Below are 26014 nucleotides of genomic sequence, written 5' to 3'. Positions count from 1 at the left end.
GAACCCGGACGAGCGGCGAAAACCGGTCAGCGGAACGAGGAGATCATGGTGCGGCTCAGGTCCGACAGCGAGGTGCAGCCCGAAAGCCCCATGGCCGCATCGAAATCCGCGAGCAGGCAGCGCAGCGCGTGCCGGACGCCGTCGCGGCCCGCGAGGCCCAGGCCGTAGGCCCAGGGGCGGCCGTACAGCACGGCCTTGGCGCCGAGGGAGAGCGCGATCATGACATCGGAGCCGGTGCGGATGCCGGAGTCGAAGAGCACATCGGCGCGGTCGCCGACGGTGGCGACAATGGTGGGCAGGGCGTCGAGGGCCGCGACCGCGCCGTCCACCTGGCGGCCGCCGTGGTTGCTGACCACGACCGCGTCGGCGCCCGCGTCCACGCATTGGCGGGCGTCGTCGGGATGCAGGACGCCCTTGACCGCGATGGGCAGTTCGGTCCAGTCGCGCAGGCGGGCGATATCGGCGGGGCGCAGCGAGTGATTGCCGAACAGGCCGGCCCAGGTGAGGATGGCCATGCGCAGCGCGTCCTCGCTCTCCTCGGGCGGGGCGCTGAGCTTGGCGCGGAAGACCGGATCGGACAGGTAGTTGGCAATGCCGTTGCCGTGCAGGAACGGCAGGTGCGCGAGTTCCAGATCGCGCGGGCGCCAGCCCAGGCTCGGGGTGTCGACGGTGACGACAATCGCTTTGGCGCCGGACTTTTCGGCGCGTTCGACGAAGGACCGCGCCAATTCCACGTCATTGGGCCAATACAGCTGATACCACCAGTCGCCGGCGAGGGCGCCGGCCTCCTCGATGGTGGAGGAGGCGGCGGTGGACAGCACCATGCCGATGCCGAGCTCCCGGGTCACCTCGGCGACCACGGTCTCGCCGCGCTCGTGCAGCAGGCCGAGCACGCCGATGGGCGCGGTGAGAACCGGTGCGGCGAGCCGGGTTCCGAGCACCTCGACCGACAGGTCGCGGGCGCCGGGACCGCTGGCGCCGCGCAGCATGCGGGGCAGCAGCCGGTATTTCTCGAAGGCCGAGGTATTGGCGGCGGCGGTGCGCTCGGCGGAGGCGCTGCCCGCCACGTAGTTGAAGGCCGCCGGCGTCAGCACTTCCCGGGCCCGCTCTTCCAGTCCCGCCGCCGTGATCGGTAGCGAGGGAAGGTTGCCCGCGAGGCCGGAGAAATAGATCTCGTGCTGGTAGTCGGCGAAACTGCTCATGCCGGAGACGCTAGTGCTTTCCCTCTCGGCACGGGCGAGGTCGGAAGTTCTTTTCGGTGCCGGTTTTTTCAGCGCCGGCGACTGCGCACGCGCACCAGTGCGCGGGGGGACTCGTCGGCGACGAAGCCGGAAATGGCCATTGCGGTCAGCAAGATCATGGCGGCGAGAATGGTCAGGAAGGTGATCATGGAACTCCTTTCAGATCTGCGCTTCCTACGGTGCCCGAGAAAGCTGACAGGATGCTGTGCTCCCGCCCAGGACGACCTGACAGTAATCGGTGTGATCCCGTCGTAGGCTCGCTTTCATGTATGCGGTGACACTCGATGGTTTCGGCGGCCCCGAGGTGATGGCGTGGAAACAGGTGCCCGACCTGCCCGCGCCCGGTCCGGGCGAGGTGGCGATCGATGTGGTGGCCGCCGGGGTGAACCGCGCTGACCTGCTGCAACGCCAGGGCTTCTATCCCCCGCCGCCGGGTGCGAGCGAGATCCTCGGCCTGGAATGCTCCGGGATCGTCGCGGCGGTCGGCCCGGGCGTGCGGGACTGGCAGGCGGGCGATCGGGTGTGCGCGCTGCTGTCCGGCGGCGGGTACGCGGAGCGGGTGCTGGTTCCGGCCACCCAGCTGCTGCCGGTGCCGGACGGCCTGGATATCGCTGCGGCGGCGGCACTTCCGGAGGTGGCGGCCACCGTCTGGTCGAATCTGGTGATGACGGCCGGGCTGCACAGCGGGCAGTTGCTGTTGATTCACGGCGGCGGCAGCGGTATCGGCACGCATGCGATTCAGGTGGCGGTGAGCCTGGGCGCGCGGGTGGCGGTGACCGCCGGTTCGCAGGCCAAACTGCAGCGCTGCGCGGAATTGGGCGCGAGCGTCTTGATCAATTACCGGGAGGAGGATTTCGTCTCGGTGCTGAAGGCCGAAAACAACGGTGCGGACATCATTCTCGACAATATGGGCGCGGCCTACCTGGCGCGCAATGTCGACGCGCTCGCCGACGACGGGCGACTGGTGATCATCGGCATGCAGGGCGGGGTCACCGCCGAGATGAATCTGGCTGCGCTGCTGGGCAAACGCGGCAGTATTCACGCCACCAATCTGCGCCGCCGCCCGGAAACCGGGCGCGGGAGCAAGGCGGAGATCATTGCCGAACTGCGCCGCCATCTGTGGCCGCTGATCTCCGACGGGACCGTGGCGCCGGTGGTCTCCGCGGAGGTTCCCGTCGCCGAGGTGGCGCGGGCGCATCCGCTGCTGGACTCCGCCGACACCGTCGGCAAGGTGGTCCTGCGGATCCGCGAACCCTAGCGATCAGCTGTCGAGGGCCGCGAGGGCGCGGCCCAGCTGGTCGATCTCGAATTTGGTTGTGTAGGGCGCGAGCCCGATGGTGACGGCGCCGCCCTCGTCGTTCACGCCCAGCGCGTCGAGCAGGCGGCTGCCGCCGTGCGATCCGCTCAGCGTGCCGATGCGGGCGTCGGCCAGCTTGGCCGAGACCTTCTCCGCCTGCATGCCCGAAATGGTGAAGCTGACCGTCGGGATGCGGGTGGAGGCGCGGCCGATCACGGTCAGGTTCGGGATGGTGTCGAGCACCGACATCAGATGCTCGAACAGCTGATCGTGATAGTCCTGCAACGAGGTGATCGACATTTCCAGCCGCTCGCGCCGCGTGCCGGTGGCGCGCTCGTCGAGCCCGGCCAGGTAGTCGATGGAGGTCGTCAGACCCGCCAGCAGCGCGTACTGGTGCCCGCCCACTTCCAGTCGCTCGGCCCCCTTGGCGTAGGGGTTGAGCGACATGGACGGAATGCGGTCCAGGAAGGCGGGATCGCGGAAGACCAGCGCGCCGATCTGCGGCCCGCCCCAGGCGGGTGCGCTCAGCGCGATCACATCGGCATTGAGTTCGTCGATGTCGATGAGCGCGTACGGCGCGGCGCCGAAGCAGTCCGCGACCAGTAAACCGCCGACCTCGTGCACGCGGTCGGCGGCCACCCGCACCGCGGGTGCGGAGCCGACGATCGGGGAGGCGGCGGTCAAAGCGACCAAACGGGCGGTGGGGCCGATGAGCTCCTCGAACTGCCAGGCCGGCATTTCGCAGGTCTCGATCTCCACCTCGGCCCAGCGCACATGTGCGCCATAGCGATTCGCGATGCGCAGCCACGGCGCGACATTGGCCTCGTCATCCAGGCGCGACAGCACGATCCCGGTGCCCAGACCCAGCCGCGAGCTCAGCGACTCGGCGAGCCAGGCCAGCAGGACCGCCCGGTCGGGACCCAGCACCACACCGGCCGGATCGCCGCCCACCAGATCCGCGACCGCCTCGCGAGCGGCCTCCAGGATGGCGGCGCTGCGCTTGGCCGCGCCGTGCCGGTTGGTGTGCGTATTCGCGGAGGTTCGGAAACCTGTTGAGACGGCCCGTGATACCGAATCCGGGACCAGCATGCCCGCTTGCGGGTCGAGGTGGATCCAGCCGTCGCCCAGGGACGGTATGAGGCCCCGCACCCTTGCGACGTCGTAAGTCATGCTGGCCACTCTAAAGGGAAGGGGCAACCCGCGGTAACGGTAGGGACGGTTTGCTGGCTTCGCCGGGCGAGGGTGCTTAGCGCGATCGCAGGTGGCACGGAATGATGGGGTGCATGACGCAATCGGACGGTACACCCGAATCCATTGTCGTAGTCGGGCCCGAGGGTAAACCGCTGATCATCCCGCCCGCGGCGCAGATCGGCGGGGAACCGCAGGAGTTCACCGGACAGGTTGTCGGCGAGGATAATTCCGGCGAATCCGGCGAACGGGAGGAGTCCCTCGCCGATATGGTCGAACAGCCCGCGAAGGTCATGCGCATCGGCACCATGATCAAGCAGCTGCTCGAAGAGGTCCGCCACGCACCCCTCGACGACGCCAGCCGCACCCGGCTGCGCGAGATCCACAAGACCTCCATCCGCGAGCTGGAGCAGGGTCTGGCCCCGGAGCTGCGCGAGGAGCTGGAGCGGCTGGCACTCCCCTTCACCGACGACCAGATCCCCTCCGACGCCGAGCTGCGCATTGCCCAGGCCCAGCTGGTCGGCTGGCTCGAGGGCCTCTTCCACGGCATCCAGACCGCCCTGTTCGCTCAGCAGATGGCGGCTCGCGCACAGCTGGAACAAATGCGCCAAGCCCTCCCCCCGGGCGCGAGCCAGGCCGACCCCCGCCACCAGAGCGGTTCCAGCGGCAGCGGGCAATACCTCTGACACTCGGAGGCCAGGGTCGGCGGCAGGTTCCCGCCGCAACGTGACGGCTATTAGATAAGGTCGGGTGCTGTGCCTGCTGCTGCCCCTCCCGACTCGGCCACGGCCGAAGCGACAACGGACAATGCTCCGGTGCCGCTAGTGTCGGACTCGCAATCCTTCCGTCGCGCGTTCAAGGACTTCCGCGACGGGTTTTCGCAGCGTGAGCTGTGGCTTTCGCTCGGCTGGCAGGACATCAAGCAGCGTTATCGCCGGTCGGTGCTGGGGCCGTTCTGGATCACCATCGCCACCGGATTGCAGGCGGCGGCCATGGGCATCCTGTACTCCACGCTGCTGAATCAGCCGCTGCGGGAATACCTGCCCTATGTGACGGTCGGCCTGATCGTCTGGGGTGTGATCTCCGCCAGCATCCTCGAGGGCTCGGACGTGTTCATCGCCAACGAGGGGCTGATCAAACAGCTGCCCTCGGCGCTGAGCGTGCACGTGTATCGCCTGGTGTGGCGGCAGTTCCTCTTCTTCGTCCACAACATGGCCATCTATGTGGTGATGCTGGCGGCCTTCGGGGTGTGGAAGAACCTGGACTGGACCCTGGTGCTCGCGATTCCCGGCATTCTGCTGCTGTTCGCCAATGCCATGTGGGTGTCCATCGCCTTCGGCATCTTCAGCACCCGGTACCGCGATCTCGCGCCGATCCTGAGCAGCACCACGCTCATGCTGTTCGTGCTCACCCCCGTGATGTGGAGCACCAAGGCGCTGCACGATCAGGGCGGCACGGTGAGCGAGCGCGCGAAACTGGTCGAGCTGGTGCCGACCTATCACTATCTGGAGATCGTGCGCGCGCCGCTGCTGGGCGATCCCATCGTGCTGCGCAGCTGGGTGATCGTGCTCGCCATCACCGTCGTCGGCTGGATCGTCGCCATACTGGCCATGAGGCAATTCCGTTCCCGCGTCCCCTACTGGGTGTGAAGGCTCAATGACAGACCATGTGAGTATCGAGACCCAGAACGCGTGGGTGGAGTTTCCCATCTTCGACGCCAAATCGCGGTCGCTGAAAAAGGCGTTCCTCGGCAAGGCGGGCGGCGCCATCGGGCGCAATCAGTCCGACGTGGTGGTCGTGGAGGCGCTGCGCGATATCAACCTGTCGCTGAAGGAAGGCGATCGGATCGGCCTGGTCGGCCACAATGGCGCGGGCAAATCCACACTGCTGCGGCTGCTTTCGGGCATCTACGAGCCGACCCGCGGCAGTGCGCGGATTCGCGGGCGGGTGGCCCCGGTGTTCGATCTCGGTGTCGGCATGGATCCGGAGATCTCCGGCTACGACAACATCATTATTCGCGGCCTGTTCCTCGGTCAGACACGCAAGCAAATGCTGGCCAAAATCGATGAGATCGCCGAATTCACCGAACTGGGCGATTATCTCGAGATGCCCCTGCGCACCTACTCCACAGGTATGCGGGTGCGGCTGGCCATGGGCGTGGTGACCTCCATCGATCCGGAGATCCTGCTGCTCGACGAGGGCATCGGCGCGGTCGACGCGGAATTCATGAAGAAGGCGCGCATCCGGCTGCAGCAGCTCGTCTCGCGCTCCGGCATTCTGGTCTTCGCCAGCCACTCCAACGAATTCCTGGCCCAGCTCTGCGATTCCGCGCTGTGGATCGACCACGGGCAGGTCCGCATGCACGGCGGCATCGAGGAAGTGGTGCGCGCCTACGAAGGCCCGGAGGCGGGCGATCACGTGGCAGCGGTGCTGCGGGATATGGAACGCGAACGTGAACCCGAACGGAATCCCGCATGACTGAACCCACCACGCCGCATTTCGGCGACGACGCCCGCATCGTCGCCATCGTGGTGACGCACAAACGCCGTGAACTGCTGGCCGAATCGCTGAAGGTGCTCTGCGCCCAGACCCGGGCCGTCGACCATCTGATCGTGGTGGACAACGCCAATGAGCCCGAGGTCGCCGAGCTGGTGAACCAGCAGCCGATCGAAACCACCTATCTGGGTTCGGAACACAATCTCGGCGGTGCGGGCGGCTTCGCGCTCGGCATGCTGCACGCGCTCACCAAGGGCGCCGACTGGGTGTGGCTGGCCGATGACGACGGCCGGCCCGAGGGCCCGGAAGTGCTTGCCACACTGTTCGATTGCGCGCGGCGGCATCAGCTGGTCGAGGTGTCGCCGGTGGTCGCCGATATCGACGATCCGGACCGGCTGGCCTTCCCGCTGCGCCGCGGCGTGGTGTGGCGGCGGCTGCGCTCCGAACTCGGCGACGAGGATTTCCTGCCCGGCATCGCCTCGCTGTTCAATGGCGCGCTCATCTCCGCGGAGGCCGTGGATGTGATCGGCGTGCCCGACCTACGCCTGTTCGTGCGCGGTGACGAGGTGGAGGTGCACCGCCGCCTGGTCCGCTCCGGACTGCCGTTCGGCACCTGCTTGCAGACCGCCTACCTGCACCCCAATGGTTCGGAGGAGTTCAAGCCGATCCTGGGCGGGCGCATGCACACCCAATACCCGGACGATCCGGTCAAGCGGTACTTCACCTACCGCAACCGCGGCTACCTCATGTCACAACCGGGCATGCGCAAACTGCTGCCCCAGGAACTGGCTCGCTTCGGCTGGTTCTTCCTGCTCCAGCAGAAAGACCCCGCGGGCTTCGTGGAATGGCTGCGCCTGCAGCGCCTGGGCCGCCGCGAACAGTTCGGGAAACCGCAGGCCGAAGCCGCCAAGAAGCAGCAGGCCGAGGTGCCCGAAAAATAGGTTGCGGGGTTCGGCAGGACCTGAGAAGGTGGTGCCGTTCTGTTCGGTGCGCGGCCGCTAGCGGCTGCTCGAGGGAGATGAGGAGGTGGATCTACGTGAAGACGACGGTGCGGATTGTCGTGCCCCGGCGAGTTTTCGCCGCACGCGTATCCATCTCGATTTCCCAGCGCTGAGTCCCGGGACGGGCTCAGTGCCCGACAAAGGACTCCCCCATCATGTCTCTGGTCGATTTCGACCTGCTCGCTCCCTACGGCTGGACCCCCGCCATCGCCGCCGAATACCTTCCGCTGCTCGGTGATTCGCTGATTCCGGCCCGCGTGCTCCGCATGGATCGCAGTGAATGCGATGTAGCGGCGCCCCTCCCCACCGCCGAGTACGACAGTCGACTGCGCGCGGCCATCGTGCGCGCCCAGTGCCCGCCCTCGAATTCCGAGATCAGCGGGCTGTGCACCGGCGACTGGGTGGCCATCGACGCCCATCGCATGGTGCGGCAGCTGCTGCCGCGCCGGACCGCCATCGTCCGCGCCGCGGTGTCCGGCCATTCCGACGCCAAGGCCCGCTCCGCGCATCAGGTGCTGGCCGCCAATGTGGACACGGTGCTGATCTGCGCCGCCGGTGACGATGTGGATCTCGGGCGCATCGAGCGCATGCTCGCCCTGGCCTGGGAATCCGGCGCCCAGCCGGTCGTCGTATTGACGAAAGCCGATCTAGCCCCGGACCTTTCGGTCGACGAGGTGCGCGCCGTGGCGCCCGGCGCGACCGTGCTCGCGGTGAGCGCGTCCACCGGCTACGGCATGGAGGTGCTGACCGCCATGCTGGACGGCACGGTCGCCTTGCTCGGCGCCTCCGGTGCGGGCAAATCCACCCTCGCCAATGCCCTGCTGGCGACGGATGTCTTCGCCACCAACGAGGTTCGCGCCGGGGACAAACGCGGTCGCCACACCACGGTGCACCGGGAACTCCGGCCGCTGCCCACCGGCGGCACCCTCATCGACACCCCCGGCCTGCGCTCGGTCGGCCTGTGGGATGCCGCCGAGGGCTTGGGCCGCACCTTCAGCGATGTCGAATCCCTTGCCGCCGAATGCCGTTTCGCCGACTGCGCACATTCGACGGAACCGGGCTGCGCGGTCCGGGCGGCCATCGAATCCGGCGAGCTTCCGCAGCGCCGGCTCGACAGCTACCGCAAGCTGAGCCGCGAGAACGAGTGGATGGCGGCCCGCACCGACAACCGGTTGCGCGCCGAACGCGACAAGGCGTGGCGGAATATCAGCAAGGCCCAGCGCCAGATGTACAAGGAGCGTGGTCGCCGCCGTTGATCGAAACGGCTGACCACGGGGTCTGGTGGCGGCTTTCACGGGTAATCGCCGCCACCAGCCGCCCCGCCCGAGCGTCACCTCCGCATTCGCTCCGGCCATGCGCGGCTCGGGGCGGTTACGCCGACACCGCCCATCAGGCGTTCAAGTAGGCGAGCACCGCCAGGACCCGGCGGTGCCCCGCATCGTCCGCGGCCAGGCCCAGCTTGGCGAAAATGCTCCGGATGTGTTTGTGCACAGCGGCTTCGGTGACGACCAGCCGCTCGGCAATGGTGGCATTGCCGAGCCCCTCCGCCATGAGGGCCAGCACCTCGCGCTCGCGCGGGGTGAGGGCGGCGAGCGGATCGTCGGCGCGACGGCGGACGAGCAGCTGGGAGATCACCTCGGGATCCATGGCGGTGCCGCCCGCCGCGACCCGGTGCAGCGAATCGAGAAAGCGCTCCACATTGCCGACGCGCTCCTTGAGCAGATAGCCCACCCCGCCCGCACCGTCGCCGAGCAGTTCGCCGGCATAGCTGTCCTCGACCCAGGCGGAGAGCACGAGCACGGGCAGTCCCGGGTGAATCCGCCTGGCGCGCACCGCTGCTCGCAGTCCGTCATCGGTGAAGGTGGGCGGCATGCGGACATCCACCACCAGGGCGTCCGGGCGGTCGGCGGTCACCGCGGCCAGCAGATCGTCGGCATTGTCGACCGCCGCGACCACCTCGATGCCCGCGGTTTTCAGCAGCAATGCCAGCCCCTCCCGGAGAAGGGCATCATCCTCGGCGATCACGACCCGCATGGCAGCTCCACTCGTACCACGGTAGGCCCACCCGGCGGACTGCTGAGCAGCATGCGCCCGTCCAGGGCCTCGGCGCGACGCCGGATACCCGCGAGCCCGCCGCCTTCGATCTCCCGCGCCGCGCCCACCCCGTCATCGGACACCTCGACCACGAGCAGTTCCGGCGGGCCGCCGAGCCGCACCGAAAGCTGTTGCGCCCCGGAATGCTTGGTGGCATTCGTGAGCGCCTCGGCGATGACGAAATAGGCCGCCGCCTCCACCGCCGCCGGCCGCCGCTGGGCAGGTCGCGCCGCGCTGTCCGCCACCACGGAGCCCGGACCGTCCGGCGCGACGGAGGGGCCGACATCCAGAACACACGGAATCGGGCTCCGCGCGGCGAGCGCCGACACCGCGCTCGCCAAGCCGCGATCCGCGAGCACCGGCGGGTAGACGGTGCGCACCACATCGCGCAGCTCGGCCAAGGCCGCGACGGCGGTGTCCTGCGCTTTCCGCACCATGTCGTCCGACGCCTCACGATCGCGCTCGCGCAGTTGCCCCGCCAGCCCGAGCTGCATGATCACCGCGGCGATCCGGGCCTGCGCCCCATCGTGCAGGTCGCGCTCGATGCGGCGCAGTTCCGCACCGTGCGCGTCCAGGGCCGCCGCCCGGGTCTCGGTCAGCTCGGCGACCCGGTGCGCCAGCACCGTGCCCTCGGCGGGTCCGAGCAGCGCCCGCGCCGCCAGCGCCTGCCACCGGGCGAACCGCGGCACCTGCAGGGCCAGCGCCGCGACCGGCACGCCGAACAGAACGCTCACGCCCGCCGTCGCCCAGGAATCGACCGCGATCCCGAAATTGTCGACCGTGCCGGGCGGCAACAGCTTCCAATACGCCGGAATCACAAGCTGATTCAGCGCGCTCAGCGGCAGCGCCACCAGGATGAGCGCCAGCGGCGTCCCAAAGACCGCATGCAGGCAGAGATATCCGATATCGCGCCGATTGGCCGGATCCCGGAACATGGTGCGCAGCCGCTGAATGAGATCACCGTCCATCGGCTGATAGGCCACCTCGATTGGTTCGCCGAGGTAAGCCGCCGTCCGCCGCCGCTCCAGCCGGGCCAGCGGCCGCAGCAGCCGAATGGCTTCCGGTACCGCCGGAATCCCCACCCCGATCACGCTCAACCCCAGCACGAAGCCGAATCCGATCAGGGCGAACATCGCCACCAGACCGGTGACCACGCCGCCCAGCAGATAACCGAGCGCAGCGGGCAGCCCACGCAACTGCCTGCCGATCCACGCCGTCACGGCCGCCGCCTCCCGGTCGCACCGGCCACGTCATCCCAGCTCATCCCACCAACCTATCCACCGCATTCGCAACCGATCCTTCCCCCGGCGCCCCGCGCACACCGGCCCGCGCCATCCGCGTGCTCGCGGCCGACGGCGAGCACGATGCCTGCCAAGCCGCGAGCGAACACCGATATGCCGCACCGCGGTTCCTCGACGCTCGCCGCCCGTGCCCCCGCGACCGCTCGCCGAGCCGGCGACAGGCGCCGCGTTCCGCGCCAGAGTCCGAAACACCATCGACCGGGAACTGGTGGCGGTGGCCTCTCGGCGAATGCCGCCACCAGTTCCCGGTGAACATCTGTCCAGGTGAATCCGGCGGTGAGGAGACCTGTCCTCCGCTCCCGCCACCGGCTGCTGTGCGTGCCGGCGGATCGCCTCGCCGGACACGTTGCCGAGACAGCGACGCGGCACCACGCGCCGCGCACGGGTTGCCGCGTTGCGGAGTGGGTCCCGGCCGGCAACACGCCGGGATGACGAGACGGCATCGTGCCGACAACTTCGAGTCAAGGGGAGTCGGCAGACGGGGCTCGGCGTTCCTCGGCGTGGATCGACCGAGCCCGCATGAGCACGGGAATCGACGCGGCTTACGGTGCGGACGTGGTTCGGATGCCCCGACCGTGCGGGCGGGGCACTCGAATTCCGTTGTGGCTCAGCTGTCATCTCGGCAGCTGTAGTCCGATTCGGGGAGGGTGCCGTCGCGGAAGTAGGCGTTCACCGCGTCGTAGACGCAGGCGTTGGGGTAGCGGCCGAAGATGTGGTGGATGGCGACGTTCTCCAGGGTCACCAGGCGGGAACCGGTGAGGGCGCGGCGCATGCCCTGTGCGTTGGCGTAGGTGGTGCGGGTGTCGCCGGTGGATTGCACGATCAGGGCCGGGACCGCGTTGTTCACCACGGTGGCCGGTTCCGCGGGTTCGGGCCAGAAGGCGCAGGGGGTGATGTTGTTGGCGAAATCGGCGTACAGCGGCTGGGTCGCGCGGGCCGCTTCGATATTGCGCCAGTACCAGTCGGGATCGCGGTTGACGGCGACGTCGCCGCACATAATCGCCATCTGTGCCGAATTGTCCTGCGGCTCGGCGCGCAGCAGGAAGTCGAGACTCTTCGTCAGCTCCGGATCGAGTTCGACGGCCCGGCCCGCGGCGGCGTCCGCAAGCAGCCGGATCTGCCCGGCGGCCGTGGCGTAGTTGCGCGGATCATCGAGCGTGGTGAACAGCAGCAGCGGCACCTCATGCTCGGTGAGATCGAACTCGCCGAACCGGATGGGGCGTTCGCCGGCCCGGCGCACCAGGTCGGATACGGTGGCGCGCACCGCTTCCCGGGTGGCGCCCAGGTGGTACTCGCCGTCGCGGGCCGCGGTCCAGTCGGCCCAAGCGTCGGTGGCGGCCTCATTGGCCGGGCCCATGTCCTGCAGCATCTGCACCGCGCCGTAGCGGGCGGGATCGACCGCGCTGTCCAGCACGAAGCGATCGGCGCGCTCGGGGAACATCTGGAGGTAGACCGCGCCCAGGTAGGTGCCGTAGGAGGTGCCAAAGTAGCTGGTCCGCTCCGCGCCGAGCAGGGTGCGGATGAGATCCATGTCGCGGGCGGTATTGCGGGTGGTGATGTGCCGCAGGCGATCACCTTCGGTGGCGGCACAGCGGGCGGCCAGATCGGCTTGGGTGGCAACGGTTTCGGCATAGCTCGCCGCATCCGGTCCGGCCGATTGCAGGCCGAAGCCGCGCGGCCAGTCGCAATTCACCGGGGTCGAGCGGCCGACGCCGCGCGGATCCATGCCGATGAGGTCGTAGCGGGCGCGCACGTCGGGGGTCATGGCGCCGGAGATATCGATCATGAAATCCAGGCCGGGACCACCCGGCCCGCCCGAATTGGAGAGCATGATGCCGCGCCGCTGCGCCGGATCGGTGGCCGGAATGCGGGAGATGGCCACGGTCATCGTCTCGCCCTGCGGGGCAGCGTAGTCCAGTGGAACAGTGATGTCGGCACACTGCGCGCCCGCCTTGTCCAGGCGCTCGTCATCGCATCCCCGCCAGCTCACCTGCTGGCCGGTGAACCGGTCCGAGGCGGTGTCACCGTCGGCGGCGGGCGAACAGGCCGCGCCGGTGAGACCGACCAGGGCGGCCGCCGCGGCCGCCGTCACCGCCCGGCGCGAGCGGGCGAGTTTTCCGATGCGCATCGTCTTCTCCTTCATCCGCAGAACGCGGCGTCGAATGCCCGGTCCACGACCTCGGCGGTGGCTTCGCTGGTCGGGAGCTGGTTCACGGTCAGCGCGACGGCGGTGCCGTCGGCGGCGACGCCGGTATGGGTGCCGAAGCCGGGAATGCTGCCGCCGTGGCCCCACACTTCCTTGCCGCACGAGACGTTTTGCCTGATCAGTCCCAATCCGTACGAGTTGCGGGCCTCCCGGTCGAAGGGGACGGTCCGCTTCATCTGCTCGAGTTCCGCGGCGGGGAGCAGTTTTCCGGTCAGCAGCGCGGTGAAGAAGCGGTTCAGATCCGCGCCGGTGGAGATCATGTCGCCGGCGGTCCCGCCCCAGGACGGATCCTCCTCGGTGAAATCGACTCGCGTGCCGTCGATGTCCTGATAGCCGACGGGGTGCGGTCCGCGAATACCGGTCTCGCCGGGCGCGGGCGTGTAGGTGTCACGCAGGCCGAGCGGCTCGAGGATGCGAGTGCTGATCTCCTCGGCGGTGGCCCGGCCCGTGACCTGCTCGATCAGCATGCCGAGCAGAATGTAATTGGTATTGGTGTAGACCGATTTCGCGCCCGGCTCGTACTGCGGCGGCATGGACATGGCCACGCGCACCAGCTCCTCCGGTGTGTAGGTCCGCCAGCGCACCGCATCCGTGAGCACTTCCAGCTGCGGCGTATTCGGCGCCGCCTTGATTTCCGGGTTGCCCCCGGCGAGGTATTCCGGCAGGCCGCTGGTGTGCTGCAGCAGCTGGCGCACGGTAATGCGATTGCCGTCGTTGCCATTGCCCCGCACCACGCCGGGCAGGTACCGCTCGACCGGTGCGTCCAGTTCGACCTTGCCTTCCGCGACGAGCTGCAACACCACGGTGGAGACGAAAGTCTTGGTATTGCTGCCGATTCGGACGCGGGCGTCGTCGGCGATGGGAGCGCCGGTGGCGAGATCGCCCGCGCCCTTGGTGACGACCCGGTGGCCGCCCGGGCCGTCGATCACCACTTGCACACCCGGAAATCCATTGCGCACCAAGGCATCCAGGGTCTGGGTGAGCGCGGCCCCCGCGCCATCGGGAGTGGCGCTCGCGCTGCTGGGCACACCGCTGGGTGTGGCGTCCGAGCTGTCGGCGCCGCAGGCCGAGGCGGCGAGGACGGCGACGATGCCGAGACCGGCCAGGGCGGCGCGGGACCGCCGGGATGTGCGCATATCGGTGCATTCCTCCTGTTCAGGCCGGGTGTGCCCGGCTCTTTCGAGCCTAGGAAGACAATCTCTCGCTGCCGATAGCGCGCACGCCCGAGTTTCGGGTATCGGAAACCGAACCTGCGGGGTAGTGCCTGCACTACCGGAGTTGTGCAACTAGTTGCATAGGTACGGATCGGCGCCTACTGTCGGAAGCGGGTTTCGCCTCACGCCGCCATGGATGCGCGGATCATCGGAACCGGGGCGAAAGCAAGGAACAGGAGCTGACCATGACGGAAGCATCCAAGCCGCTGGCGGGCCGGACCATGATCATGTCCGGCGGGAGTCGCGGAATCGGGCTGGAGATCGCCAAGCGGGCGGCGGCCGACGGGGCCAACATCACGCTCATCGCCAAGACCGATCAGCCGCATCCCAAACTGCCGGGGACCATTCACACCGCGGCGGCGGAGCTGGAGGCGGTCGGCGGCACGGTGCTGAAGTTCGTCGGCGATGTGCGCGACGACGCGGCGGTGCAGCAGGCCGTGCAAATGACCATCGCGAACTTCGGCGGCATCGACATGGTGGTGAACAATGCCTCCGCCATCGACATCTCGCCCACCGAGATCCTGTCCATGAAGAAATACGACCTCATGCAGGACATCAACTGCCGCGGCAGTTTCCTGCTGTCGAAACTGTGTATCCCCGCGCTGAAGGACTCCGCGCAGGCGGGGCGGAATCCGCACATTCTCACGCTCTCGCCGCCGCTGAACCTGGATCCGAAGTGGGCGGGCATGGCGCTCGGCTACACCATTGCCAAGTACGGAATGTCGCTGACCACACTGGGTTTGGCGGAGGAACTGCGCACCTACGGGATCGGCGTGAACTCGCTGTGGCCGCGCACCACCATTGCCACGGCCGCGGTGAAGAATCTGCTCGGCGGGGAGGAGATGATCTCCACCTCCCGCACGCCGGATATCTACGCCGACGCCGCGTATCTGGTGCTCACCTCGCCCGGTAAGGACACCACCGGCAATTTCTTCATCGATGACGAGGTGCTCGCGGCGCACGGAATCACCGATCTCGACAAGTACCGGGTGACGCCGGGCGACGGGCCGCTCACCACGGATCTGTTCCTGTGATTCGAAAGACATTCCGCGAGAACGCAATTCTGTAGCGAATTCGACTCGATCGCCGATATGCCCCCGGGAGACGCGGTCTCCCTGCGCTTTTCGGGGGCGATAACGAATCGAGGAGAGTTCATTGGGACAGAAACGATTTGCCGCCGGATTCGGCATTGCCGCCGGCCTGTTCGCGGCCGCCGTCGGCCTGGCGGCCCCGCAAGCCGCCGCCGAGACGGTGGAGCTGGCGCCGGGCGTCTCGTGCGACCGGGTCGCCTGCTGGAACGATACGGATGACACCTATCGCATCACCCACAGGGTGACCTGCGACAGAATCGGCGTGCCGGCGGTCGTCGTCGATGCGACGACCTATGTCCCCGCCCACAGCAAGCGGAACATCCTGGTGGATTGCCCCGCCTATACCGAGCCGGGGACCTTCGAAAACCCGCCGCCCCGCTGGGAACCGGGCGAATGGGTGCCGGGCCGCATGAATCCGGACGGCACCAGGGAGCCGGGCCACCACAGCCCGGGCAAATGGGTGCAGGATCCGGCGGTCCACAAGCCGGGTGACACCGTGTCCCGGCATGTGGAGTCCATCGAGCACGTGCGCGCGGTGGTGGACAACAATCCGCGGCCGAACACCGGGTCCGCCGGCTGATGCGGAAGGCGGGCGGCGGTTCGGATCGTGGGCGGTCTACATCGTGGCCCGTTTCTCCTGCTCGGCAAGCTCTTTCAGGGTGAGCAGCTGTTTGCGCATCATCAGGAAGTCGCCGAAGATCACCGGTGGCAGCAGCCAGGACGGGCCGCGGAAGCGGACGCGGGCGTGCAGCCGGCTGCCGGTCTCGGCCGGGCGCACCGCGTAGGTGACGGCAACTCCCCCGGTGCGCAGCGTGATCTGCACATCGGGGGTGAAGTTCTCCAGGGCGAAGACGCTCATGAACCGTTGCCCCACAGCCAGTTCCGTCAGCTCCGGATCGCGGCGGCGGGGGCTGCGGTGGCCCCAGTTGTCCAGCAGGTCGTAGCTGTAGGGCGCGGCCCGCAGCTGGCAGAGCCAGGCGAAGACCAGGGGCGGCGGCGCGTCGATCGAGACGGCGCGGTCGCAGACCACGACGCCGCCGGAGACCTCGTCGTCACACGGCAGGTCCATGGTGAGTTCGGCGGGGGTCACGCCCCACCGCTGGCCGGGGGTGATCATTTCGTGTTCCTCGCTTCATCGGCTATGCGGCGCAGCATGTTCCGGACCAGCAGGGCGTGACCGCCGCTACCGATCACCAGGGCCCTGTAGATGCGGCCGAGGATGCCCGGGAAGGCCGCGTGACTCTCGGCGGTGAGGCGGGTGCGGCCCGGTTCGACCTCGTCGAGCAGGAAGGTGAGCCGGTAGCGGGAGAACGGGTGCTGCCCCTTCGCCGCCAATCGGTGGGGTGGATCGGCCTCGTCCAGCGTGAAACCGGAGGGCAGTGTGCTGAGATCGTCTGGGTTCTTGCAGGTCGTGCGTAGCAATGCGGCCCATGTCTGCGCGGGATTTGCGGTTACTATCCTGGAATGCGAATCAATATAGGGCAAACGCTCCATATAGAAGGACTGTACTAGTTCATGGCACCTCCCCGGAAGCACGACACCGACGTGATCCTCGACGCAGCGCGCACCCTGGTGCTGCGCGACGGCCCGCGCGCGGCCAGCGTCGCCGCCATCGCCGACGCCAGCGGCGCGCCGGTCGGCACGCTCTACCACCGCTTCGGCAACCGCAATGGCGTGCTCACCGCCGCGTGGATCCGCGCGCTGGAACGCTTCCAATCCCGGGTGCTCGCCGCCGCCGCGAAAAACGAGGACCCCCTCGAGGCCGGCGTGGCCATGAGCGCCGCGTCCATCACCTTCGGCCGCGAATGCCAGGAAGACGCCAAACTACTGCTCAACCTGCGGGTGAGCGACCTGCTCGACGGCGCCCCCGATACCGAGTTCCGCGAACGGCTGGCCACCATGAACGCCCCGCTCATCGAGGAACTGCACCGCGTCACCCTCGGCGTCTACGGTTCCACCGGGCCGCGCGAGACCGACGCCGTGTCGAGGGCGATCGTCGACCTGCCCTATGCCACCCTGCGCCGCCACGCCCACGCCGAGGCGATGCCGGACTGGCTCGATGCGGATATCGCGGCCGCCACCCGCACACTGCTCACCGTGCGGCCCTGAAAAGGGAAGGGGGGTTGGGGGCTAAGCCCCCAAACCCCCTTAGCCTGCGGCGCTGAGAGAGCGAGGCTGAGCCCAAAGCCCCTCGGCCTGCGGCGCGACGCTCGGGCCCACGGCACCGCCCGCACCCGCGACGCGCAAACACCCGCACCGCCCGCGCCTGCGCCGCTACGACTTTTCGTTGATGCCGTAGAGGCGTTCCCAGTTTTCGCGGCTGGTGAGTTCGGGCATGGCGGCGCGCCAGCGGGATTGGAGGGTGGGGAGGTCCTTGCGGAGTTGTTTGAGGAGTTTGTAGGCGCGGAGGAGGAGGCGGCGGGCGGTGGCCTTGTCGCGCTTGCGGATTCGGACGCCGGATTGGGAGGCGTCGGTGACGACCACGTGGTCGAAGAGGGAGACGTGCCACCAGTGGGCGTCTTCGCGGGTGATGCCGACCAGGCCGTGCTGGGTGCGGCCGGTCCACTGGTTGAGGGCGCGCTTGAGCAGGATCAGCAGGGGGCGGCTGGGTTCACCGCCGGCGCGGCGCAAATGAATGTGCGCGTTGGGGACCGGGGCGGTGGCGGCGGGGTGTTTGATGGTCTCCGGGTAGTCCGCGCGGGAGCCGCGGGCGGCGGCCAGGGCGGCGATACCGCCGTCGCGCAGGGCTTCCGGGCCCTTCAGGTAGTCCTCGATGCCCTGCAGGGTGGTGTGCGCCAGGCCGTACTGCATGCCGACCAGGTATTCGCCGATCTCCCGGAAGAGCTGGCGGGTAATGGCTTTCGGGTCCAGGTCGGCGTGCAGGGAGGAGACGATGAGCGAGTTGCGCGAGGAGAAGTAGCGCGCCCAGTCGTCGAAATCCTTCCAGTAGAAGTCGGCGTGCCACACCGCCGCGTTCGGCAGGGTGACGGTGACGAAACCGTTCTCCCGGGCGCGCAGGCCGTATTCGACGTCGTCCCACTGGAAGAAGATCGGCACCGGCAGGCCGATGCGGGCCACCACCTCGGCGGGGATGAGGCAGGTCCACCAGGCGTTGTAGCCGGCGTCGACGCGGCGTTCCTGGTTCTTCTTGAGCATGCTGGTGTTGCGCAGCGCCTTGGACACCTTCTGGCCGTGGCGCAGCTTGCCCAGATTCGTCTCCTCCGCACCGACATTCAGGTAGTCGGGGTTGTAGAGGAACAGCATCTGCGCGCCGACCAGCGTCGGCTCGACGGTCATATTGGCGAAGGCATTGAGCCGCAACACGGTTTCCGGCTCGCACAGGATGTCGTCGTCCATGAGGATGACATCGGCGTGCTCATTGGCGGCGGACACCTCGTAGAGCCCGCGCGTGAAACCGCCCGCCCCACCGAGATTCGGCTGCCGGATATAGCGCAGCTTGTCGCCGAACTTGGGTTCGGTCTCGGCGAACAGCGGCTGATCCTGCACCAGATCGGTGCCCTGATCGACCACGTACACGGCGTCGATGGCCGCCAGCACGGTCGGATCCGAGGCCAGCGCGGCCACCGTCTGCGCGCAGTCCGGCGCCCGGTTGAAGGTGCAGATGGCAATGGCGACCGGCCGCACGTGATCGGGCGCGACCGCGGTCCACTCCAGATCGGTAATGGTGACCTCGCCGCCGATGGCGTCGACCTCCACCCAGATGGCGCCGCCGTCGATGTACATGTCGAGGTTCGTGCTGAGCACGATGCGCCCGGTCTCCCGGGTCTCCGCGGTGGCCACCACCCGCCGATGCCCGGCGATATCGGAGGCCGCCAGCCGCACCTTGGTCTTGCCGGCGACCTCGAGGGTCATGCCGACCTCGACGGCGGTGACGGTGGTCCAGCGCTGCCAGTACGCGGCGGCGAACCGGCCGAAGTAGGTATTGGTGTGCGCGCTGGCGCCCTTGTCCAGGCGCAGGCTGAACCGTTCCCGGTGCGCCTTGCCGCCCTTCACCACCGCGTACAGCTCCTCGCTGATCCGCGGGGCGGGACCGTGGAACAGACCGCGCTGTAGCACCAGCCGCTCGGGCGCCGCATGGTCGGCGCGCAGCGTCGCAGGGGCTCCGGCGGTCTGCCGGTCATTGATTTCGGTCACGGCTTGTCCAGCCGACGCATCCATGAATCCCTCGACATCCCTCGATCACAACAGACACCGGCACACCCGACGCGTGGAACGCACCTCCACTGTCACGCACGGCGGGGCGAGAATACCAACCGACTCGCCAAGCAGCAGTGCGAACCCGCGCTAACGATCGTTTTCCCGCGTCCCGGTGAAGACGAATTTGTCATAGGCCCAGTAACGGAACACCACGGCGACGATCTGGCCGATAAGTGTTCCGGAGATGTTGTCCGCCAACGGACTCGACAGGTCCAGCACATAGCGGGAGAAGCCCAGGCAGCCCAGTTGCAGGCCGATGGCGACGACATTGAACACCGCGTAGAGCAGGTATTCGCGCGCCGGACTTCCGCCTTCTTTGTGGGAGAAGGTCCAGAATTTATTGCCGAAATAGGTGACGACCGTGGCCACGCCGATGGCGATGATCTTGGCGGGCAGCGGCTGCTCGAACATCAGCCCTTCGCCGCCCGGACCGACGAACACCAGCAGGTTGTAGGTGCCGGCGTCCACGAGGAAGCCGATCGCGCCGACGACGAGGAAGGCGCCGCTCTGCCGTAGAAACGCCTTGACCTTGGTGACGAGGGTTTCGGGGTCTTGCTCGCTCACCGCGGTCGACTCACTGCTGGACACCGGCCCGACGCTACCGCAGCCCCGCCCCACCCATATATCCCAACGGGTCGGGTACCCTCCCCGTGTTCGTATTCGCCTTCCGATCAGAGGATTGACCGGGTGGACTCCACCGAGCTTCGCATTGCCGCCATAGTGCCGTGCCACAACGAAGAGGCAGCGGTGGCGAAGGTTGTCACCGACCTGAAGGCCGCCGTTCCCGGAATCGTCGTCTACGTCTACGACAACCGCAGCACCGATGCCACCGCGGTGCGCGCGGCCGAGGCGGGCGCGATCGTGCGCAGCGAATACCGCAAGGGCAAGGGCAATGTGGTGCGGCGCGCGTTCGCCGATATCGAGGCCGATATCTATTTGATGATCGACGGCGACGACACCTATGACGCCTTCGCCGCCCCGAAGATGATCGAGGCGCTGCTGTCCGGGCCGTACGACCATGTGCTGGGCGTGCGCCGCGAACAGGCCGGCGAGTCCGCGTACCGCCCGGGCCACGCCACCGGCAACAAGGTGCTCAACGGCGTGGTCGCGCAGGTGTTCGGCGAGAACGTCGAGGACATGCTGAGCGGCTACCGGGTGTTCTCCCGCCGCTTCGTGAAGAGCTTCCCGGCGGTGTCGAAGGAATTCGAGATCGAGACCGAGCTGACGGTGCATTCGCTGCATCTGCGCGTGCCGCAGACCTCGGTGCCGGTCGGCTTCAAGGATCGCCCGGCGGGCAGCGAATCCAAGCTGCGCACCTATCACGACGGCTTCAAGATCCTGAACCTGATCATCGGCCTGGCCCGGCACGAGCGGCCGGTCGCCTTCTACGGCCTGTTCGGCACCCTGGCCTGGATTCTTTCGGTCGTGCTCATCACCCCGATCGTGATCGAGTTCTACCGGATCCACGAGGTGCCGCGCTTCCCGACGCTGTTCCTGGGCTTCACCCTGCTGCTGCTGGGCTCGCTGGCCTGGACCGCGGGCCTGGTGCTGGACGGCATCCGCCGGTCCCGGCACGAGGCGGCGCGCCTGGTCTACCTGCGCTATTCCGCCGTCGGGGCCGAGGAACCCGCTACCGAACGCCCGGGCGGTACCCGGCGATGACGGTCCGGACCGAGCCGGACGCCACACTGCCCGGGGAGGAACCGCGATTGCCCGCCGACACTGCAGAATCAGACGTTGTGGAAACAACGGACGAAACCGGCACGGCTGCTCCGGGTGACCCGGATACCGGCGTGACGAGCAACGGCTCCGGCACGCTCGACAAGACCGGGACGGTCGTCGCGCCGCCCGCACAGGTCCCGCCCGCCGCGACGCCGGCCGAGACCGGCGGACTGCGCCGGACGCTGGCCGGGATCGAGCGGCGATTCGGTTCGGCGACTCTGGTTTTCGTACTGCTGGCCGGTGTGTTCGGCGCGGTGTTCTCCGTGGTCACGCCGCCGTTCTGGGGTCATGACGAGATCACCCAGTTCGGCCGCGCCTACCAGGTGGCGCACGGCGGGATCACCCCGCAGCAGATCCACGACACGCGCGGGCCCGCCTGGGGCGGCCAGGTGCCGGTGAGCATCGACGCCCTCATGAGCTACGCCTTCCACGACTACCAGCAGAATCCGGAGGAGCCGGATCCGATGGTGGCGGACGCGGGCGCCTACGACCGGCTCGGCGCCGCGCCGGTATCGGCCAAGACCTCCGAGGTCTGGTTCACCAATACCGCCGCGTACTCCCCGATTCCGTATCTGCCTCCGGCCGCGGGCATCCGCATTGCCGAGGCGCTCGATCTGAGCGTCGGCGGCATGATCATGGCGACCCGCTGGGCGGGCCTGCTCGCCTATCTGGTGATCGTCGGCTTCGCCATCCGGATCCTGCGCGGGCATCGCATCCAGTGGCTGGCGCTGACGGTGGCGGTGCTGCCCATCGCGCTGTTCCAGGCCGGCACCGTCACCGCGGACACGGTGACCAACGCGCTGGCGCTGCTGGTGTCGGCGCTCATCGTGAAGGGCCTGTTCCTGGGTGAGCGGCTGAGCCGCCCGGAGACCGTCGCCGCCTTCGCCGCGACCGTGCTACTACCGGTGTGCAAGCCGACCTACGTGCTGCTGGCCATGCTCACCGTGCTGATTCCCGCGCGCCGCTTCGGTTTCGGCGACGGCGAACGCCCGGCCCGGTGGCAGCGGGTATTGCCGTGGCTGTGCGCGGCCATCGGCGGCGCGGCCTTCGCGGCGTGGATGCGGATCGCCGCCCCGACCGGCGACGGCATGAGCCTGATGCGGCCCGAACACCAGTGGGGCACGGTGCGTCCCGGCGATCAGTTGAAGGACATCCTCGGCGATCCGCTGCATTTCCTCAGCGTCTTCGGCGACAGCATCGCCCTGCGCGATCAGCGCTGGTTCACCCAGTTCTTCGGTGAGCTCGGCTTCGCCTATATCGACGTCCCGGCGATCACCATTCTGGCCTGCCTGCTGGCCTTCGCGGTGAGCTTCGGCATCTCCGATCGAATGAGCGCCGCGAGCGCGAATTCCGTGCGCACCTGGCTGATCGCGCTGACCATTCTGGCCAGCGTGGCCATGATCTACGTGACGCTCTACATGTCGTTCACGCCGGTCGGCTACTACATCATCGACGGTGTGCAGGGCCGCTATTTCGTGCCGCTGGCGCTGCTCGGTTTCGCGGTGATCCTGCGCTGGATGCCCTTGCGGCTCACCGATGCCCGGGGCCGCACGCCTGCACGCGGCCCGGCCATCGCGGTGACCGCGGCGACCGCGGTCGCCCTGATCGCCGCCATCGCCAAGTACTGCAGCATCGTCTGGGGCTGACGCCAGTCCTGGCTACAGGACTTTCTCGCCGGCCGCGGAATACGCGTTCTCGGTGGCGGCCTTCATCGGCCGCCACCAGGACTCGTTGTCGCGGTACCAGCCGATGGTCTGTTCGAGTCCCTTGCGGAAGTCCCGGTATTCCGGTTCCCAGCCGAGTTCGGTGCGCAGCAGCCCGGCATCGATGGCATAGCGCAGATCGTGCCCCGGCCGATCGGTGACATGGTCGAAGTCGTCGGGATCGCGGCCGAAGGCCTCCAGGATCATGCGCACCACGGATTTGTTGTCGCGTTCGCCGTCGGCGCCGATGAGATAGGTCTGCCCGATCCGCCCGCGCTGCAGAATTTCCCACACCGCGGAGTTGTGGTCGTCCACGTGGATCCAGTCGCGCACCTGATGTCCGGCGCCGTAGAGGCGCGGCCGCACACCGTCGATGAGATTGGTTATCTGACGTGGGATGAATTTCTCCACATGCTGATACGGCCCATAGTTATTGGAGCAGTTCGACAGTGTGGCCTGTACGCCGAAAGACCGCACCCAGGCGCGCACCAGCATGTCGCTGGAGGCCTTGGCGGCCGAATACGGGCTCGACGGGTTGTACGGAGTGTCTTCGGTGAATCGCTTCGGCGCGTCGAGTTCCAGATCGCCGTAGACCTCATCGGTGGAGATGTGGTGGTAGCGCACCCCGTGCTTGCGCACCGCCTGCAGCAGTGAATAGGTGCCCACGATATTGGTCTGGACGAACGGCCACGGATCGGCGAGCGAATTGTCGTTGTGCGATTCGGCCGCGAAATGCACCACCGCGTCGACGCCGCCGACGAGGCGATCCACCAGCGCCGTGTCGGCGACATCGCCGTGCACGAACTCGATGCGATCGGCGATCGGGTCGAGCGAGGCCCGATTGCCCGCATAGGTGAGTTTGTCCAGCACGGTGACCTGGACGCCGGGACGCCGAGTCACGGTCTGGTGGACGAAGTTCGCGCCGATGAAGCCGGCGCCGCCGGTTACGAGCAGTCGCACAAGGAGAAACCCTACGTCGAGCGCGCGGCGGGTCACGGCACCGGCCCGGGCACGTTGCGTTCCGCACACCGCCGCCGGGCCCCGGTTATGCGTAATCGGACATCAAAAGGAAACAAATTCCGCGGCCCGGAAACACGCCTCCGATCCCAAATGTCGCAATTTCGTGGCAGGCCCGCGACTTTCGAACCGAAATCCATTGCAATTCATCAACTATCGCTGTGACCTTCGTCACAAACAGACCATCAGGTTACCTTGCTCGGACGGGTTGAAGCGCACCAAAACCTTACGCACGCTGCATATTTCCGGAATCCCACCAAACGGAAAGTCCGCTCGGTGAACGGATTTTGAACGAATGGTCACAGCCGGTTCACCGCACGTTAGCTGCCCTGGATTTCGATTCCCCTGTCCCCCCGAGCTCTTCGATGAGGTTTTCACCAAATGCTGATGAGGAAATTCGCCGCCACGTCGGCGCTGCTGATCGCCGCCCTGGGCGTCACCGCCGGCACCGTCAACGCCGCGCCCGCCGAGGCCGAGAACGGCGTGATCAACTACGCCGCCACCAACACCGAGAAGTCCACCATCATCCGGACCGATGCGGGCTCCATGGTCGTCGAGGACGGCGTCTTCAAGATCAAGGCCGCCGACGGCACCACCGTCGCGGGCACCGAGCTGAAGTTCCGCGTGGACGACTTCGAGTTCCCGATCGCGGCCGAGATCACCGACCGCACCGCGACCCTGACCCCGGAGTTCGAGGTCGACAAGGCCGTCTACAAGCCGGTCGCCCTGCCGTACGAGAACCAGGCCCCCTGGAAGTCCGAGTACGACCGTGAGGTCGCGGCCTTCAACCGCCTGAAGGACACCATCGGCATGGGCGCCACCATCGGCACCCTGGCCGGCGGCATCGGCGGCGCGGCCCTGGGGTGCGTCATCGGCGCCGGTGTCGCGTTCGCGGCCACCACCCCGCTGCTGCTCATGTTCGGCGCCGGCCCGCTGGGCGGCTGCCTCGTCGGCGCCAGCCTGGTCGGCTTCCTGGGCACCCTGGCCGGCCAGATCTTCGTGACCGCCCCGGTCGCGATCCTGGCCGCCGTGCAGTACTTCACCACGGTCAACCAGCCCTTCACCCCGCCGGCCAAGTAATTCCGGCAGGTATTGCGCGGCGAAGCCCCGTCTGGACCACCCAGGCGGGGCTTCGCTCTTTTCCCGGCTTCCCGTTGGATCAAGCGGTGCGCGCGACGCTTTCGACGCCGATGCGGGCGCGCACGAACTGCGCGACGTGGGCCAGGGCGGCCCGGCTCTCCGGCATATTCGGGAAGATGGCCATGAAGGCGTGCACCTGCCCGCGCCAGATCTCCAGCGTGGCAGGCACTCCCGCCCGCGCCAGCCGCTGCGCCATGATCTCGCTGTCGTGCCGCAGCACCTCGTCCTCGGCGACGATGAGCAGGGCCGGCGGCAGGCCGGCCAGACTGGCATTGACCGGTGACAGTTCCGGATCCAGGCGGCCGTTCACCTGTGCCCCGAGCTTGACCACCGATTCCAGCGCGGACAGCGGAATCAGCGCGTCCCGGCGCAGATTCGGGTGCGCGCGCTTCTCGGTGCAGTCCAGATCCAGTGCGGGACACAGCCCGACCAGGCCCGCCGGCACCGGCAGCCCGGCGTCGCGGGCCCGCAAGGCGGTCGCGAAGGTCAGGTAGCCGCCCGCGGAATCGCCCGCGAAGACGATGCGCGCGGGGTCCGCGCCATGGCTGAGCAGCCAGCGGTAGGCGGTGAGGCAATCGCCGATCGCCCCGGCGAAATCGGTCTCCGGCAGCTGCCGGTATTCCACGCTCACCACCGGCAGCCCGGTGCGGCGGGCCAGCGCGGCCACGACGGGCCGGTGGGTGTCCAGGCCGCACAGGAAGAACCCGCCGCCGTGCAGGTACATGACCGCCCCGTCGCGCAGCGAGCGCCGCGCGCCCGCCGGTCGCACGATCTCCATGCGGAAGCCGTTGAGCCGCACCTGTTCCCGTTCCACGCCGCGCGGGGTGGGCCGAAGTCTGGCCAGTCCGTTGATGACTCCCGCGACCATGGGCATGGTGGCGGCGGTGACGGGCACCGTCTCGCCGAGCGGCTTGATCATCAAGGCTCGGCAGCCCAGTGCCAGGGCTTGCGAATAGCGGCTGCCCCCATCCGGATTCACGACGCCGTCATTGCCGGTGGCTGCCATAGCGCACCTACCTCCCGCTGACGCGCCGAGCCATCGACGAGGGGAACCGGCAACAGCCCGGCGCCCGGCGCGGAGGTCT

At 68.0% G+C, this 26014-nt stretch carries 24 protein-coding genes; 12 read left to right on the top strand and 12 right to left on the bottom strand.

Annotated elements, in window-relative coordinates; all coding sequences use genetic code 11:
• Nucleotides 1-26: 26 nt before the first annotated feature.
• Nucleotides 27-1202 (bottom strand): lactate 2-monooxygenase, encoded by a 1176-nt coding sequence (locus ACFVIV_RS08000; protein ID WP_379194051.1) that lies wholly within the window; start codon nucleotides 1200-1202, stop codon nucleotides 27-29.
• A 304-nt stretch (nucleotides 1203-1506) separates the two neighbouring features.
• Between ACFVIV_RS08000 and ACFVIV_RS07995 the strand changes: the two genes are divergently transcribed.
• Complete coding sequence (locus tag ACFVIV_RS07995; protein WP_379194050.1) at nucleotides 1507-2499, top strand: NAD(P)H-quinone oxidoreductase; 993 nt, start codon at nucleotides 1507-1509, stop codon at nucleotides 2497-2499.
• A 3-nt stretch (nucleotides 2500-2502) separates the two neighbouring features.
• Here ACFVIV_RS07995 and ACFVIV_RS07990 read toward each other — a convergent pair whose 3' ends face one another.
• Complete coding sequence (locus ACFVIV_RS07990) at nucleotides 2503-3708, bottom strand: cysteine desulfurase-like protein (RefSeq protein WP_379194049.1); 1206 nt, start codon at nucleotides 3706-3708, stop codon at nucleotides 2503-2505.
• A 113-nt stretch (nucleotides 3709-3821) separates the two neighbouring features.
• On the opposite strand from ACFVIV_RS07990, the gene ACFVIV_RS07985 reads away from it, so the two are divergent.
• The 5 genes from ACFVIV_RS07985 to rsgA all read left to right on the top strand — a co-directional run bounded on the left by ACFVIV_RS07985 (nucleotide 3822) and on the right by rsgA (nucleotide 8479).
• A complete protein-coding gene (locus ACFVIV_RS07985) occupies nucleotides 3822-4412 on the top strand; it encodes a bacterial proteasome activator family protein (RefSeq protein ID WP_379194048.1) in 591 nt (196 codons plus the stop codon).
• Nucleotides 4413-4541: 129 nt separating this feature from the next.
• Entirely contained in the window at nucleotides 4542-5375 is an 834-nt protein-coding gene (locus tag ACFVIV_RS07980; protein WP_379194047.1) for an ABC transporter permease, read from the top strand.
• A gap of 7 nt (nucleotides 5376-5382) precedes the next feature.
• Nucleotides 5383-6204: an ABC transporter ATP-binding protein gene (locus ACFVIV_RS07975; RefSeq protein WP_379194046.1), complete on the top strand. Its 822-nt coding sequence runs from the start codon at nucleotides 5383-5385 to the stop codon at nucleotides 6202-6204.
• Nucleotides 6201-7163 carry a glycosyltransferase gene (locus ACFVIV_RS07970; RefSeq protein ID WP_379194045.1) on the top strand — a complete coding sequence of 321 codons (963 nt, stop codon included), beginning with the start codon at nucleotides 6201-6203 and terminating at the stop codon, nucleotides 7161-7163. The genes ACFVIV_RS07975 and ACFVIV_RS07970 overlap by 4 nt, the downstream gene beginning before the upstream one ends.
• Before the next feature lie 215 nt (nucleotides 7164-7378).
• Nucleotides 7379-8479, top strand: coding sequence for a ribosome small subunit-dependent GTPase A (rsgA, locus tag ACFVIV_RS07965; RefSeq protein WP_379194044.1), 1101 nt, complete (start codon nucleotides 7379-7381; stop codon nucleotides 8477-8479).
• A gap of 133 nt (nucleotides 8480-8612) precedes the next feature.
• On the opposite strand, the gene ACFVIV_RS07960 is transcribed toward rsgA, so the two are convergent.
• From ACFVIV_RS07960 to ACFVIV_RS07945, 4 genes are all read right to left on the bottom strand, one after another.
• Entirely contained in the window at nucleotides 8613-9257 is a 645-nt protein-coding gene (locus tag ACFVIV_RS07960; RefSeq protein WP_379194043.1) for a response regulator, read from the bottom strand.
• On the bottom strand, nucleotides 9245-10537 hold the full coding sequence (locus tag ACFVIV_RS07955) for a sensor histidine kinase (RefSeq protein ID WP_379194042.1): 1293 nt from the start codon (nucleotides 10535-10537) through the stop codon (nucleotides 9245-9247). Before ACFVIV_RS07955 ends, ACFVIV_RS07960 begins: the two co-directional genes overlap by 13 nt.
• Nucleotides 10538-11225: 688 nt before the next feature.
• Nucleotides 11226-12746: an alpha/beta hydrolase gene (locus ACFVIV_RS07950; RefSeq protein ID WP_379194041.1), complete on the bottom strand. Its 1521-nt coding sequence runs from the start codon at nucleotides 12744-12746 to the stop codon at nucleotides 11226-11228.
• Nucleotides 12747-12757: 11 nt separating this feature from the next.
• Nucleotides 12758-13960, bottom strand: a complete 1203-nt coding sequence (locus ACFVIV_RS07945) for a serine hydrolase domain-containing protein (RefSeq protein ID WP_379194040.1) — start codon at nucleotides 13958-13960, stop codon at nucleotides 12758-12760.
• 263 nt (nucleotides 13961-14223) lie between these two features.
• Here ACFVIV_RS07945 and ACFVIV_RS07940 point away from each other — a divergent pair, with 263 nt between their 5' ends.
• Both ACFVIV_RS07940 and ACFVIV_RS07935 read left to right on the top strand, forming a co-directional pair.
• Entirely contained in the window at nucleotides 14224-15072 is an 849-nt protein-coding gene (locus tag ACFVIV_RS07940; RefSeq protein WP_379194039.1) for an SDR family oxidoreductase, read from the top strand.
• 121 nt (nucleotides 15073-15193) lie between these two features.
• Nucleotides 15194-15709, top strand: a complete 516-nt coding sequence (locus ACFVIV_RS07935; RefSeq protein ID WP_379194038.1) for a hypothetical protein — start codon at nucleotides 15194-15196, stop codon at nucleotides 15707-15709.
• Between the two features lie 36 nt (nucleotides 15710-15745).
• On the opposite strand, the gene ACFVIV_RS07930 is transcribed toward ACFVIV_RS07935, so the two are convergent.
• Both ACFVIV_RS07930 and ACFVIV_RS07925 read right to left on the bottom strand, forming a co-directional pair.
• On the bottom strand, nucleotides 15746-16246 hold the full coding sequence (locus ACFVIV_RS07930; RefSeq protein WP_379194037.1) for a hypothetical protein: 501 nt from the start codon (nucleotides 16244-16246) through the stop codon (nucleotides 15746-15748).
• A complete protein-coding gene (locus tag ACFVIV_RS07925; protein WP_379194036.1) occupies nucleotides 16243-16551 on the bottom strand; it encodes a hypothetical protein in 309 nt (102 codons plus the stop codon). Before ACFVIV_RS07925 ends, ACFVIV_RS07930 begins: the two co-directional genes overlap by 4 nt.
• Nucleotides 16552-16644: 93 nt before the next feature.
• Between ACFVIV_RS07925 and ACFVIV_RS07920 the strand changes: the two genes are divergently transcribed.
• Nucleotides 16645-17238: a TetR/AcrR family transcriptional regulator gene (locus tag ACFVIV_RS07920; protein ID WP_379194035.1), complete on the top strand. Its 594-nt coding sequence runs from the start codon at nucleotides 16645-16647 to the stop codon at nucleotides 17236-17238.
• A gap of 165 nt (nucleotides 17239-17403) precedes the next feature.
• Here ACFVIV_RS07920 and ACFVIV_RS07915 read toward each other — a convergent pair whose 3' ends face one another.
• Together ACFVIV_RS07915 and ACFVIV_RS07910 are read right to left on the bottom strand one after the other, a co-directional pair.
• Nucleotides 17404-19308, bottom strand: coding sequence for a glycosyltransferase (locus ACFVIV_RS07915; RefSeq protein ID WP_379194034.1), 1905 nt, complete (start codon nucleotides 19306-19308; stop codon nucleotides 17404-17406).
• 126 nt (nucleotides 19309-19434) lie between these two features.
• Entirely contained in the window at nucleotides 19435-19935 is a 501-nt protein-coding gene (locus tag ACFVIV_RS07910) for a GtrA family protein (RefSeq protein WP_379194033.1), read from the bottom strand.
• A gap of 99 nt (nucleotides 19936-20034) precedes the next feature.
• On the opposite strand from ACFVIV_RS07910, the gene ACFVIV_RS07905 reads away from it, so the two are divergent.
• Complete coding sequence (locus ACFVIV_RS07905) at nucleotides 20035-21009, top strand: glycosyltransferase (RefSeq protein WP_379194032.1); 975 nt, start codon at nucleotides 20035-20037, stop codon at nucleotides 21007-21009.
• Nucleotides 21010-21086: 77 nt separating this feature from the next.
• Nucleotides 21087-22715, top strand: a complete 1629-nt coding sequence (locus ACFVIV_RS07900; protein WP_379194031.1) for a DUF2142 domain-containing protein — start codon at nucleotides 21087-21089, stop codon at nucleotides 22713-22715.
• Nucleotides 22716-22727: 12 nt separating this feature from the next.
• Here ACFVIV_RS07900 and rfbB read toward each other — a convergent pair whose 3' ends face one another.
• Nucleotides 22728-23732 carry a dTDP-glucose 4,6-dehydratase gene (gene rfbB, locus ACFVIV_RS07895; protein ID WP_379194030.1) on the bottom strand — a complete coding sequence of 335 codons (1005 nt, stop codon included), beginning with the start codon at nucleotides 23730-23732 and terminating at the stop codon, nucleotides 22728-22730.
• A gap of 438 nt (nucleotides 23733-24170) precedes the next feature.
• Here rfbB and ACFVIV_RS07890 point away from each other — a divergent pair, with 438 nt between their 5' ends.
• Entirely contained in the window at nucleotides 24171-24869 is a 699-nt protein-coding gene (locus tag ACFVIV_RS07890; RefSeq protein WP_379194029.1) for a hypothetical protein, read from the top strand.
• 79 nt (nucleotides 24870-24948) lie between these two features.
• Here the strand turns inward: ACFVIV_RS07890 and ACFVIV_RS07885 are convergent, their stop codons facing one another.
• The gene (locus ACFVIV_RS07885) at nucleotides 24949-25935 is read right to left on the bottom strand and encodes an alpha/beta hydrolase (protein ID WP_379194028.1); all 987 of its coding nucleotides are present in this window, start codon (nucleotides 25933-25935) and stop codon (nucleotides 24949-24951) included.
• Nucleotides 25936-26014 lie beyond the last annotated feature (79 nt).

Origin of the sequence: Nocardia sp. NPDC127526, assembly GCF_042672265.1 — a bacterium.
GTDB lineage: Bacteria > Actinomycetota > Actinomycetes > Mycobacteriales > Mycobacteriaceae > Nocardia.
Note: the sequence above shows the minus strand (reverse complement) of the source record. Positions and strands in the feature narration are given on the sequence as shown.

Coding starts and splice junctions, on each gene's coding strand:
- ACFVIV_RS08000 (WP_379194051.1), bottom strand. CDS start 1,202: ATGAGCAGTTTCGCCGACTACCAGCACGAGATCTATTTCTCCGGCCTC.
- ACFVIV_RS07995 (WP_379194050.1), top strand. CDS start 1,507: ATGTATGCGGTGACACTCGATGGTTTCGGCGGCCCCGAGGTGATGGCG.
- ACFVIV_RS07990 (WP_379194049.1), bottom strand. CDS start 3,708: ATGACTTACGACGTCGCAAGGGTGCGGGGCCTCATACCGTCCCTGGGC.
- ACFVIV_RS07985 (WP_379194048.1), top strand. CDS start 3,822: ATGACGCAATCGGACGGTACACCCGAATCCATTGTCGTAGTCGGGCCC.
- ACFVIV_RS07975 (WP_379194046.1), top strand. CDS start 5,383: ATGACAGACCATGTGAGTATCGAGACCCAGAACGCGTGGGTGGAGTTT.
- ACFVIV_RS07970 (WP_379194045.1), top strand. CDS start 6,201: ATGACTGAACCCACCACGCCGCATTTCGGCGACGACGCCCGCATCGTC.
- rsgA (WP_379194044.1), top strand. CDS start 7,379: ATGTCTCTGGTCGATTTCGACCTGCTCGCTCCCTACGGCTGGACCCCC.
- ACFVIV_RS07960 (WP_379194043.1), bottom strand. CDS start 9,257: ATGCGGGTCGTGATCGCCGAGGATGATGCCCTTCTCCGGGAGGGGCTG.
- ACFVIV_RS07950 (WP_379194041.1), bottom strand. CDS start 12,746: ATGCGCATCGGAAAACTCGCCCGCTCGCGCCGGGCGGTGACGGCGGCC.
- ACFVIV_RS07945 (WP_379194040.1), bottom strand. CDS start 13,960: ATGCGCACATCCCGGCGGTCCCGCGCCGCCCTGGCCGGTCTCGGCATC.
- ACFVIV_RS07940 (WP_379194039.1), top strand. CDS start 14,224: ATGACGGAAGCATCCAAGCCGCTGGCGGGCCGGACCATGATCATGTCC.
- ACFVIV_RS07930 (WP_379194037.1), bottom strand. CDS start 16,246: ATGATCACCCCCGGCCAGCGGTGGGGCGTGACCCCCGCCGAACTCACC.
- ACFVIV_RS07920 (WP_379194035.1), top strand. CDS start 16,645: ATGGCACCTCCCCGGAAGCACGACACCGACGTGATCCTCGACGCAGCG.
- ACFVIV_RS07915 (WP_379194034.1), bottom strand. CDS start 19,308: ATGGATGCGTCGGCTGGACAAGCCGTGACCGAAATCAATGACCGGCAG.
- ACFVIV_RS07890 (WP_379194029.1), top strand. CDS start 24,171: ATGCTGATGAGGAAATTCGCCGCCACGTCGGCGCTGCTGATCGCCGCC.
- ACFVIV_RS07885 (WP_379194028.1), bottom strand. CDS start 25,935: ATGGCAGCCACCGGCAATGACGGCGTCGTGAATCCGGATGGGGGCAGC.